General features: G+C 45.5%; 12 protein-coding genes. 4 read left to right on the top strand and 8 right to left on the bottom strand.

Annotation, left to right across the window (positions count from 1 at the left end; all coding sequences use genetic code 11):
* A partial coding sequence (locus Q0241_RS10635) for an RQC domain-containing protein (RefSeq protein ID WP_299377158.1) occupies positions 1-1,044 on the top strand: 1,044 nt, incomplete at its 5' end.
* A 26-nt stretch (positions 1,045-1,070) separates the two neighbouring features.
* On the opposite strand, the gene Q0241_RS10630 is transcribed toward Q0241_RS10635, so the two are convergent.
* Entirely contained in the window at positions 1,071-2,465 is a 1,395-nt protein-coding gene (locus tag Q0241_RS10630; RefSeq protein ID WP_299377156.1) for an MFS transporter, read from the bottom strand.
* A gap of 235 nt (positions 2,466-2,700) precedes the next feature.
* Positions 2,701-3,339 (bottom strand): glutathione S-transferase family protein, encoded by a 639-nt coding sequence (locus tag Q0241_RS10625; protein WP_299377154.1) that lies wholly within the window; start codon positions 3,337-3,339, stop codon positions 2,701-2,703.
* Between the two features lie 355 nt (positions 3,340-3,694).
* Here Q0241_RS10625 and Q0241_RS10620 point away from each other — a divergent pair, with 355 nt between their 5' ends.
* A complete protein-coding gene (locus tag Q0241_RS10620) occupies positions 3,695-3,994 on the top strand; it encodes a PilZ domain-containing protein (RefSeq protein WP_299377152.1) in 300 nt (99 codons plus the stop codon).
* Positions 3,995-4,120: 126 nt separating this feature from the next.
* On the opposite strand, the gene Q0241_RS10615 is transcribed toward Q0241_RS10620, so the two are convergent.
* From Q0241_RS10615 to Q0241_RS10605, 3 genes are all read right to left on the bottom strand, one after another.
* Positions 4,121-4,678, bottom strand: coding sequence for a hypothetical protein (locus Q0241_RS10615; RefSeq protein WP_299377150.1), 558 nt, complete (start codon positions 4,676-4,678; stop codon positions 4,121-4,123).
* Positions 4,679-4,715: 37 nt separating this feature from the next.
* Positions 4,716-4,877 (bottom strand): hypothetical protein, encoded by a 162-nt coding sequence (locus tag Q0241_RS10610; RefSeq protein ID WP_299377148.1) that lies wholly within the window; start codon positions 4,875-4,877, stop codon positions 4,716-4,718.
* 65 nt (positions 4,878-4,942) lie between these two features.
* A complete protein-coding gene (locus tag Q0241_RS10605) occupies positions 4,943-5,347 on the bottom strand; it encodes a hypothetical protein (RefSeq protein WP_299377147.1) in 405 nt (134 codons plus the stop codon).
* A 217-nt stretch (positions 5,348-5,564) separates the two neighbouring features.
* Between Q0241_RS10605 and Q0241_RS10600 the strand changes: the two genes are divergently transcribed.
* A complete protein-coding gene (locus tag Q0241_RS10600; protein WP_299377145.1) occupies positions 5,565-6,251 on the top strand; it encodes an SOS response-associated peptidase in 687 nt (228 codons plus the stop codon).
* 177 nt (positions 6,252-6,428) lie between these two features.
* The gene (locus Q0241_RS10595; protein ID WP_299377143.1) at positions 6,429-8,342 is read left to right on the top strand and encodes a hybrid-cluster NAD(P)-dependent oxidoreductase; all 1,914 of its coding nucleotides are present in this window, start codon (positions 6,429-6,431) and stop codon (positions 8,340-8,342) included.
* Between the two features lie 96 nt (positions 8,343-8,438).
* On the opposite strand, the gene Q0241_RS10590 is transcribed toward Q0241_RS10595, so the two are convergent.
* From Q0241_RS10590 to Q0241_RS10580, 3 genes are all read right to left on the bottom strand, one after another.
* Positions 8,439-10,430 (bottom strand): acetoacetate--CoA ligase, encoded by a 1,992-nt coding sequence (locus Q0241_RS10590; protein WP_299377141.1) that lies wholly within the window; start codon positions 10,428-10,430, stop codon positions 8,439-8,441.
* Positions 10,431-10,589: 159 nt separating this feature from the next.
* A complete protein-coding gene (locus Q0241_RS10585) occupies positions 10,590-11,456 on the bottom strand; it encodes a LysR substrate-binding domain-containing protein (RefSeq protein ID WP_299377139.1) in 867 nt (288 codons plus the stop codon).
* Positions 11,457-11,592: 136 nt separating this feature from the next.
* The coding region (locus Q0241_RS10580) for a sigma factor-like helix-turn-helix DNA-binding protein (protein ID WP_299377137.1) at positions 11,593-12,345 on the bottom strand (753 nt) is incomplete at its 5' end.

The following is a 12,345-nucleotide window of genomic DNA, read 5'->3' as shown; positions in this document are numbered from 1 at the left end:
CACGCAGGCCTTTCTAAAGACATCAGAGCAAACAACCAGGATCGCTTTCTCAAAGAGGATGCTGTCATCATGGTCGCCACCGTTGCCTTTGGCATGGGTATAGACAAACCTGACGTTCGCTTTGTCATTCACCTCGACCTGCCCAAAAGCCTGGAAGCTTATTATCAGGAAACAGGGCGCGCTGGACGTGATGGTCTTCCGGCCGAAGCCTGGATGATCTATAGCATGAACGATGTCGCCCGACTTTATCATATGGCATCGCAATCCGATGCCCCGGAAGCCCAAAAACGGATCGAAAACAGAAAGCTGGAAGCTCTGTTAGGTTTTTGTGAAACCACGCGCTGCCGTCGACAGGTATTGCTAGAATACTTTGATGATAATCCGATTGAACCCTGTGGAAATTGTGATACCTGCCTGACCCCTGTTGAAAGCTTTGACGGCACCCAAGCCGCGCAAAAAGCACTGTCTACTGTCTATCGTACTGGCCAGATTTTTGGCTCGGCACATGTAATCGATGTCCTACTGGGCGCAAAAACAGAACGCATCGAGAAACTTGGTCACGACCAACTCAGTACCTTTGGGATTGGCACAGAGTTCTTAAAACAGGAATGGCGGTCTATCTTCCGCCAACTGGTCGCCCTTGGGTATTTAAAAGTGGATATGGAAGGGCATGGATCCTTTCAACTCGGGGAAGATTGCCGCCCGGTTTTAAGAGGCGAAAAAACGGTCCATTTCCGCCGCGACCCGACAAAGAAAACCCGTGCATCCCTCCGCAGTCACTATAAAAAATCATTTGGTCCAGCGGCAACAATTGATGATCCAAAAGACGAAGCACTCTTCCAGACGTTAAGAGCAAAGCGTCTTGAGCTCGCCAAAGATCAAGGCGTGCCTCCCTATGTGATCTTTAACGACAAGACGCTTTTGGAAATGGTTATGGCACGCCCGGTTGATCTCGGTGATATGGCGAATGTACCCGGTGTCGGCAAGCGCAAGCTCGAACGCTATGCTGATATCTTCCTAGAAGTTATCAACGAGAATCGATAATAATTTTCTATTCAACGAACTGAAAATTACTCACTCTTCGCCTTGATCTCAGCTTCGGATAATTCCCCATCAGCCAAGACTTCTTCTTCCCAGAAAGCAGGACCGTCCTCAAGAACATCTGACTCTGTGTCTTCTTCTTCAGAAGAATCAAGCGTTTCACTTTCAGCTTCTGCAATAACTTCCTCGTACCACTCCTCACCCTCAGGTGTCATGGCAACAACCATTGTCGATGATTCCGCAGGCACCCCGATATAATCACCCTGATCTTCAATCGGTACTGAACTTCGCTGTGTCATACGGAACACACCAAAAGTCGTGATCATCAACAATGTAACGGACATACTATAGACAAACGCATTTGGCCCAAACTGCCCCATCAAGAACGTACTGACCACAGGCCCAATGATAGATCCAATTCCACCGATCACAATCAACGCACTTGTCGCCCCAACAATTTCAGAGGCATCCAGATAATCGTTGGTATGTGCAATCGCCAAAGAATATAACGGCAAACACAGCGCACCGAATAGAAACGCACTACCAAGGAACAAAAAGTTTGCTTCTGAGGCAGAAAAAACCCTTATGAGTAACCCAACTAAACCAGCCAGCAGCGCCACAACGATTAGAACTTTACGGCGGTCAAAATGATCAGAAGCCTTCCCAATAGGCCATTGCAAAGTAACCCCACCTATCGACATCGCCACCATAAAAAAGGAAATATCTTTTGTTGTCATTTCCAATTGTCCGGCATAAATCGCCCCAGCACCAAAAATCTGTGCCTGAACAACACCGACCCCGAAAGCACAAACAAAACCCAAAGGCGAAATCTTAAAAAGACGCTTGAGCCCAACAGGTGTCGGAGATTCAAACGTAGGCACCTGGGCAACTGTCAGAGTTGTTGGAATGAGCGCAAGAGAAACCAATACCGACATCAAGATAAAGGGCAGAAAACTACCGGGATCTGAAATATTAATTAGCAGCTGCCCAAACCCCATAGCCCCGTAAAGAACAACCATATAAACGGATAAGAGTTGTCCACGCGTTTCATTTGTCGCGCTGTCATTCAGCCAGCTTTCAGCAACGATATATAATCCTGCAAAGCAAAATCCGGTAATAAGGCGCATCGCTCCCCAAGTATAGGGATCAATAAAAACGGCATGTAACAAAGCAGATGCTGAGGACAAAGAAGCCAGTGCTGCAAAAACGCGCACATGTCCAACATTGGCAAGAACCTTGGGCGTCACAAATGATCCAGCAAGATACCCGATAAAATAGCAGGTCATCACAGCACCGATTGATTCGGTTGAGAACCCTTCAATAGACCCCCGGACACTCAACACAGTACTCTGCAAGCCATTACCCAGCATCAGAAAGGCAATACCGAGCAAAAGTGCCCACGAATTAGTGATTGCTGATAACATTTATTATTTCCCTAGGCCTAAAGTGTGACCAAATTCCATTCCTACCACTTAGAGAATATTTATTAAGATAGTTCTACCTTAGTTGCGACTTTTCGCTTCTCTATTCACCACTTTGACAGGCAAAAACCAATAACAATAAATCTTTAAAATTAACCAATTGAGCTTTTGGATATTACAAAGGTGGCTAACACTCCATCGCTAGCCACCTTATATCACTTAGATTTCAAACACCCTTTTATGCAAAAGGTGCTACCAGTTCTTCTTGGTCAAAAGTCCTCAATACAGCCGGATGTTTGCTCATAAGAGAAACATTTTTACCCAGAAACTTCATTTCACTCGGTTTTTTAGGAAGAAAACGCCCCCAACGGCAAAGCATCAGGAGATAAAAATCCAAAAATGAAATTGCCTTACCCATCATATAGGGACCTTTTTTAGCAAGCTGGGCATCGATTATCTCAAAATACCCCATCAAGCGTTGCTCTGCGGCTTCTTTAATCGCCGCTGCATCAGACGCATCGCTGCTATAACGTTCGGAATAATAATAAACCAGAAACTCTGTTTGGATCGTATTCGTTAAAAACATCAACCATTGATAAAACTTGGCGCGTTCCGGGGTTGCAACATCGGGCACCATGCGACCTTCGGGGTGTCGGTCTGCGAGATGCATGCAAATTGCAGCTGTCTCAGAGATAACCATGGCGCCATCTTCCAATACAGGAATACGGCCCGAAGGATTCAAAGCAAGATACTCTGGGCTTTTATGGGCTTGCTTATTCCGATCGACATAAACAAGTTCATAATCAACACCGAGTTCTTCCATCAACATATGCGGTGCAATGCTTGCGTTACCAGGGTAGTAGTGAAGTTTATACATTAGAAGCCATTCCTGTACTGAAAAACATCCATTAACAGTTTGTTATCTATGCTCAAAGTGTGGCAATAAAACGATAAAGGCATCGATAAAGCAAAACGATAACAAAGCACAAAATTGATTTTAAGTTGCTACATAACACATCAGCTATCAACGCTTTTTGGTCAAGGCATAACTATGAATGAAAGGGCAACCTGTGCACAAAAAGATGTGAATTCATAGCGTAATACACGCATAAGATTCAATATTCACAAAAATCACACAAGTCGCAGAGTAAATCACGGCAATTAGAAAGGAATTGGTAAGGATTAGTACCTAGAATCATGAACAGTAACAAGATTAGGTACAAATGTAGTAGATGATAGAAAACCGCCAATATAAAAGGTATGCCGCAGGGGATAATGCTTCCTTGGGCATTGATGGTTCTTGGCATCCTTGTTCGGTCCAAAACCTTTCTGGAAATGGTCTTTTTTTGGAAACCTTTTGTCGTCCACCTATTGGTACTGTCGTGGAACTCGATTTAAGCAGTTTGGGCAGATATACTGGTACTGTTGTACGGCACGCTTGGGATGGTGTTGGCGTACAATTCAGAGACGGGCACCCCCACACACCACACCTCCCCGATCATCGTCAGGGTGCACTTTTTACCAATATCTGATCGCCAATATTTGATTAATCACTCTATTTAACAAAGTGCCAGTAACAGAATTCCTGATGATAAGCATATATTTCTTCAGAATTCAAAATTTGAATACTAAATAAGCCTGATTAATAATCTGTCGTTTTAGGCAGCCGGTTTTCTGTTCTTAAGTTTTAATGCTGTGATTTTATAAACATCCAGACCTGTAATGCTCGAAATTTCACGGATTGTGAGCTCTGTTTCTCTCAAAAGAACAGCAGCGTGAATTTTGGGGGGCATACCACGTGGTTTTTTATTTCTAACTTTCACAGGACTCGCCAATGATTTTTGAGGCTTGTTATCCTTTGCCAATCCTCGTTCATAAGCAGCTTTTAGCGCAGCTTCATGACGTGCTTTTTCTTGCTCAAGATGGGAATCCATCAAATGGAGAGAATTTGCAAAAACCCGTTCCGTTGCAGACATACTATAAGAAGCGGGGCGTGCCTTTTGCTTTGGCTCGTCTCTCGGTCCACCTTCTGCAGCCTCTTCCAAAGACATGTTATGCTTTGCCGCCATACGCTTAGCAGCAGCCAGAGCATTCTCTCTCTCTCCGTCATAGGGGCTTAGGGCCGCAACCTGCAGAAGGTTGTGAAACCTGATACGCTCTGCTTCTGAAAATCCCTCACTAATGGTCTTAGTTCCTTTAATCTGTTTCCAAGCCACCCATTATACGCAAACTCTGGCTTATGGGCAGTAAACTTTATTTATTTTCTTCTGTTTTTTTCTTCTGGTCTTCTGTTTTTGGGTCTCGAAGAGGATCAGGCTCTTTCACTTGATACTTTGCTTTTCCCTCAATTACATTGAGCAACAGGATAAAGGGGATAAAAAATATCCACATTATATAGTAGAAAACCTTAGCCAATAGAATCGCTCTCCACTTTATTCCTTGAAAAACCCCTATCTAAACGCACCCTAGTTCTCTGCATCCTAGTTCTCTGCGCCGTTTGTTGAATCAACTTCGGCTTCAATAGAATATTGGCCAGCAGTGGTTTCGTCTGCCAACCCGGCATGAAGGGTTAACATCACAATTTCCGCATCGATGCCATCTTCGAAAATTTTGACCATTTCTAACCGACGAAGCATTTCTTTTGAATCTTCCGGGCCATTAAAATCCTCGAAATCTTCCTGCCCCAGAATACAATAACTTAAAAAACCAGCCAGATTATGAAGGGTTGCCTCTGGGTTATTTTTCAACAATCCCCGATCTTTTGCCAACCGCCACAAAGTTAATTTTACTGCATCAGGCACAACAGCACTAAACGTACCCGCCCGCTTCAACCCATCATCAATCATATGGATTTCTTTTTTCCGGCCAAAAAATCCAAAAATCATCGATTTGATCTCGCAACAAAATTCGTGGTTAAAAGTAATCTCGGTTCAAAAGCACCCCGATCTAAACCAAGGGTATAGATCAAGAATCATAAAAATGAAACTCCGGGATTAATCAGCAATAAAACTCAGCACGGAATCACAACGCAAGAGATGGTTTCCTCAAGCCCAGAAACTGGTAAGTTAAATGTAAATCTTCAAGGACAACTATTTCTGAATCATGTGTGGACGTTTTGCCTTAACCACCCCTATCGCTGACTTAAGTGACCTTATGGGCTTCCCTGAGCGCCCCAACCTGGAAGAACGGTATAATATATGCCCCACTCAACCTGTTGCGGTCATTGTTCTCGGTTCGGACAAAAAAAAGCACTTTACGCTGCATCGTTGGGGGCTGATTCCAAATTGGGTTAAAGAACCGAATCTCAACAACCCAATGCACAACGCCCGTAGCGAAACAGTCAACGAAAAACCATCCTTCAAAGGTCCCTTTCGGGGCAGGCGTTGCCTGATTCCCGCCGACGGCTTCTACGAGTGGCAAAGTGGGTATTCCGGGAAAACAGGTAACACGACAAAACAAGGCTATTACATCACACAAACCAACGATGCGCCCTTTGCTTTTGCGGGAATTTGGGATGATTGGCTGGGCGCAGATGGCAGCGAAATGCAATCTTGTGCGATTCTGACGGTCGAAGCTAATCACGACATTTGCCATATACACCATCGTATGCCCGTCATTGTGCCAAGGAAAGATTACAACACATGGCTTTTCAAGGGGGGGCATGACCTGTTGAAGCCACTCCCAATCAACAGCCTAAAATCAACCCCCGTAACCAGCTATGTGAATAATGCACGCCATGAAGGTCCCGCCTGTCAGGAACCACAAGCTCAGCAAGCACAACTTTTCTAACGCTTAACAAACAACAACGTTAAACCGTCACAAACAGACCTTAAATTTCGGTAATCCAGAAAATTTGTCCCCGAAAAATATTTAAAAAATATTTCTAACATCTAGCCCTGTTCTCCTTTGAAACAGATCACTATCATCACCTTTCTTACCAATCAGCCCCTATAAAAGGCCCTTATAATGTCTAAAGCAGTTGTCAGTGATCTCCTGATTTATCCCGTTAAATCTGTTGCCGGTATCTCAATGTCCAAGGCTTCTGTGCTGACTGCGGGCCTGGCTGGGGATCGTCGATACCTGATCACAAAACCCGACGGGACCTTTGTTACTGGGCGAACACACCCAAAAATCACAGCGATTATCAGCACCTATCAGGGGGCTCTTTTAACCCTGTCTCATGAAGACAAAGAACCCATCATCCTAAATCCGGAAAGCTTCACTGATACATATCAAAACAGTAATGTTTGGGGTACAGATCTGATCGGACAGGAATGTGGTGCTCAAGCCGATAAATGGATAAGTGATCTTCTCGGAGAGCCAATGAAACTGCTCTATTTCGGCAACAGGTCTGAACGCTTTATCAAGCAACATCCAGAGAACGATGTCGGATTTGCTGACGGCTTTCCAATTCTCATCACCGCAAATAGCTCGTTAAACGAGTTAAACAGGCGTTTACTTGCCCCTGTTTCGATGGCTAATTTCCGCCCGAACATTACTGTTAGCGGCACCTTGCCTTTCGAGGAAGATGGCTGGTCCTTAATCAGGATTGGCGATGTAAGATTCGAGTTGCCTAAACCCTGCGCGCGCTGTGTTTTTACAACGGTTGATCCCTTTGCCCATGCCGCAGATAAAATTCTTGAGCCTCTAAAAACGCTCACCGAATTTCGCCAAGTTCAGGGTGGAAAAGACGTCATTTTCGGGGAAAACATGATTCCCTTGAATACAGGAACCATTCAAGTTGGTGATCCTGTCGAAATACTAAAAACCAAGTCCAAACCACATTACATTGATAATTGGAAACCAAAATCAGCGCGTATTACCGCTCACCTGAAGCCTAGGCCAGCAGAAACTTTTGACCAAGCCCCCATATTGCTGAGGTGCGTACAGGTCATAGACGAAACCAAAGATGTGAAAACTTTTAAATTCACGTCTGATCCGGTAAAACGTTTTTCTTATCAACCCGGTCAGTTTCTGACTCTCCATATTCCGATTAACGGCGAAATCGTTAGCCGTTGCTATACCATTTCCTCCACACCATCACGCCCGGATACGATTACAATTACAGTCAAACGGGTTAATGGCGGACGTGTTTCCAATTGGCTGCACGATCACGTTGCTGTTGGATCCAGTCTGGAAGCAATCGGTCCGGCTGGCGTTTTCCACTTAAAAGAAACCCAGAAGAAAAAAATTCTGATGATTTCTGGCGGGTCAGGCATCACCCCCATGCTTTCCATGACCCGGTTCATCACGGATACAGGATTGGATTATGACATCCATTTCCACCATTCCGGCCATACTATTGATGACTTGATTGCTTGGTCAGAGCTGTCCTTGCTTTCAAAGCAGTTTCCCCAGCTGGAACTATCCTACAACACAACACAGGGTGTTCCTTCCTCTCATTTGGCAGAACACGGTATCAAGGGCCGAATCTCGCCAAAGATATTAAAGGAAGTTTGCCCCGACTATATTGAGCGCGATGTATTCGTCTGCGGCCCTGATCAGTTTATGGAAACTGTGCAAACGCACTTGATGAACAATGGCCTGCCAAAAGAACAATACAATCAAGAAAGCTTCACCATAGAACCAACTCTGCCACCAGAATATGGATCAGCAGCAAGCTATTCAATCCACTTTTCTAAATCAGGTGTGACTGAGAAAATAAAGGGTAATCAAGCTGTTCTTGATGCGGCAGAAGCTGCGGGGATTGATATTCCCTATAGCTGTCGGGGTGGTCTGTGTGGCACCTGTAAAAGCGAGCTGAAACACGGCGAGATTGCAGCACCAAACGCCATGGCACTAAGCGAAGAAGATACAAAAAACAATCTTTTCCTCGCCTGCTGCAGTTTTGCCAAAAGCGATATCGAGGTTGATCTATAAGCAAACAAGACCGATACAAATAATCAGTTGAGATGAAAATAAATGCAGGCATCCATTGTACATAAGCACAATGGATGCCTGAGAATATATATCCCTTTAATCTTGCTGTAATGCCGGAATATTACGGTAAAGATCCAAGGCCTCTGGATTAGCCAGCGCTTCCTTGTTGCCGACTTCGCGACCATTAATAATATCACGTACAGCCAGCTCGGTGATTTTACCCGATCTTGTTCGCGGTATATCTGAAACTGCAACAACCTTTGCCGGAACGTGGCGCGGTGTACAACCGGTTCTGATTCTAGTTTTTATTTTCTTGATCAGCTCCTCACTAAGGCCTTCAACACCATCCTGCAAAATAACGCAGAGAACCACCCGTACATCGCCGTCCCAGTTTTGGCCAACGACAATAGCTTCACGAATTTCTTCCAGTGTTTCGACCTGACGATAGATTTCTGCAGTACCGATACGCACGCCGCCGGGGTTGAGGGTTGCATCAGAACGACCATGGATAATCAGACCGCCATTTTCCGTAACTTCCAGAAAATCGCCATGGGTCCAAATATTATCAAAGCGTTCAAAATAAGCTTTGTTATAGCGCGATCCGTCTTCATCACCCCAAAAACAAAGCGGCATGGATGGAAAAGGTTCCGTACAAACCAACTCGCCCCGCTCATTCGAACCGTCATCCGACTTGGCATCAGACACAGGCTTACCATCATCGCTAAAAGCAGAAACCGCACAGCCCAGTGCTGGTGTTTGGATTTCACCGCGATACACAGGCCCAATAGGATTTCCAAGCATAAAACAGCCCAAAATATCTGTTCCGCCAGCAATCGATGCCAGCTGAACATCTTTTTTTACATGCTCATAAACAAAATCAAATCCTTCGGGTAACAGAGGGGACCCGGTAGAATAAATCGCCCGAAGTGCTGGTAACTTATAATTTTGGATCGGGCTTTCACCTGCTTTTTTCAAAGTGTCCAGATACTTGGGTGATGTCCCAAAATGGGTCACCTTTTCCTGTTCCGCCAGATCGAAGAGAATTGTTGGACTGCCCGCAAACGGCGATCCATCATAGCAGATCAATGTTGCGCCACAGCCCAATCCAGCGGCAAACCAGTTCCACATCATCCACCCACAGGTGGTGAAATAAAATAGGCGATCATTTTCTTTCAAATCACCGTGGAACTTGTGCTCAACCAACTGCTTCATCAGCGCGCCACCTGCACGGTGAACAATACACTTGGGCGCGCCGGTCGTCCCTGAAGAGAACATAATATAGAGAGGATGATCAAAGCTCTGTCTGGAGAAGGCTATTTCTGTGGGTTGGAAAGAACCGACAAAATCCCGCATATCGACAGCATTTGGCAATCTGGATAGATCCAGATCCGCACCCGACCAAGAGATCACAACAACCTTTTCAATGGCTGGGATCTCTTTGACAACCTCTGTAACCTTGCCCAAAACATCGTGATTTTTCAGATTATAATCATAACCATCAGGAGCGATTAAAACTTTTGGTTCAATCTGGCCAAAGCGATCCAGAATACCCTGTGCACCAAAATCCGGTGAAGCCGAGGACCAAACACCACCGACGGCAGTTGTTGCAAGCATCGCGATAATGGCTTCCGGCATATTCGGCATCAATCCGGCAACACGATCACCAGGTCCAACACCCTGTGCTTTCAGCGCTTGAGCAAGGCGGGAAACTTCATTGTACAAATCATCTCTACTTAGTGATCTCTGACGTCCTTTTTCGCCCCAGAAAACGATAGCATCCTGATCACCGCGATGACGCAGCAAGTTTTCAGCAAAGTTGATTTTTGACTGAGAAAACCATGCGCTTGATTTAATATCCTGATCATTACGCGTATAAACATGACCGCCCTTTTCGCCAGAGAGATCAAAATAATCCCAGGCCGCGGACCAAAAATCGGCGATATTCTCTACTGACCATTTATGCAGATCAGCAAAATTATTCACCTTTGTTCTGTTCTGTTGGTTCAGCCAGACCATAAAATCGGTGACAATCGCATTTTGCACACGATCTTCGCTTGGTACCCACTGAGGTTTGGTCACTGAAGTCATATCGCCTGTCGCTCCCTGATATTTTTTTATGTGTCGATTTAGACTAGCGATCATTTATGCTGCACCGCACACCAACCGTCAAGGGATGGGATATAGATGCGCGCGTTGAGCGGGCCACTAATCAAAGTTACGATAAAAAGTGAACAGATACTTTTGTGCTTATTCCTTATGAATCTCATCCATAGACGCCGTGATATAGTTGACCAGCCGCAGCCCGGCTTCACTTAAGTTTCCCTGACGATAAAACAGACCGACTTCGACATCTGCCAACCCCGGATAACCGTTCTCCACAGGCACGACTTCCAAACTGCCCGGCACTGTTTTTTCAGACAAAACAGTCAGACCCAAGCCTGCCTTTACCGCGGCTTCGATACCTGATTGACTGGGACTGGAATAGGATATGCGCCATTTCTTTCCGGCTCTGTTCAGCGCATCCACTGATCTCTGACGATAGATACAGCCCTGCGGATAGACAATCAGAGGCAAGGTATCTTGCGATAACAATGCTGCATCCCCGTTGCCGACCCATGCCAGACGATCAGACCATGTTTTGGCCAACGAAGGTGACGGTGTATCCGAACAAAGGGCAATGACCACATCGTACTCATTCTTGTCCACGGCCTGAATAAGATCACGACTGATCCCGCAATCAACTTCCAGCGTGATTCCGTCGTGGGCACTCGTAAATCCGCCAAGGATTGTCGGCAACAGAGATACGGCAAAATCATTTGGCAAACCGACCCGGACAACGCCCCCGACTTTCGGGGTTTTCAATCTGGAGATAACCTCATCATTCTGCGCAAGGATTTGCTTTGCATAGCCGCGTAAAATCTCACCCTCTTCCGTTAGCGAGATCTTCCTTCCGCTCCGATTGAAAAGCGATATTTCCAACAAGTCTTCCAGCCGTTGCAGTTGAAGACTTATCGCAGGTTGAGAACGCCCCAATGTCTCTGCTGCGCGGGTTATGCTTCCCAAGTCATTCACAGTAGAGAAGGTACGCAACAGATCAGTGGGGATATTAATCATGGCGCGAAAAACACATTATCTGGCAATCTGGGTTCGTTTTATGGATAAGATAAATCTTATCCATATTTTACACAGGAACAAAGCCTGTTCGCCGTAAACGAGTTTTTGCACCGGATGGAGAGCTAAAAAAAGAATATCACGCCCAAGATATAGCTCCTGATTTTGACAGAATCCCTTTGGCTGAAATCATTTGTTTCAGCTTTCCCGGATGCCGCATGATGTATATTTGGCTTATCTGTCCCTTTGCGTCATATCCGAATGATAGTGCCGCATGCACTTTACCCTCATCCACAATCACCAATCCCAAAGTACCATTCAGTACTTGAGTCATAATCGTCATGTCTCGCCATGCATGCGATAGAATATTTTCAATAAATCGGCAAATCGCGTTATGACCAACAATGACATCGCGTACAGCCTGCACTTTGCCGCCACTATCAGCACGCAAATCACTATCCGCCCGTAACATGGTTCCCAGACCATCAACATCCCCGGTTCGGATCGCCTGCTGAAAAGCTTCTAACAATTTTTCCTGATGCTGCTTTTCCGGCACATGTCGCACATTGTTCTTTGCCACATACGCGCGTGCACGTGTTGCCAGCTTACGACAATTCACAGATTGCATATCCAGAACACGTGCGACCTCGTCAAATGGCATCGAAAATACATCGTGTAGTAGATATGCCGCCCTCTCCTTTGGCGTCAATCTTTCCAACAACAAAAGAAATGCTGTCGTCAAAGACGAAGCTATTTCTACCTTCTCTTCCGCACTGGCTTCAAATTCCGTTTGAATCTGATCCGGTATCCACGAACCAACATAATCCAATCTTTGATGGCGGGCCGAATTCAGTTGATCCAGACAACGGTTTGTACAAACACGTGACAACCA

The sequence above is a fragment of the uncultured Kiloniella sp. genome (genome assembly GCF_937128705.1).
GTDB lineage: Bacteria > Pseudomonadota > Alphaproteobacteria > Kiloniellales > Kiloniellaceae > Kiloniella.
The sequence above is the reverse complement of the archived record's forward strand: the minus strand, read 5'-3'. Positions and strand labels throughout refer to the sequence as shown.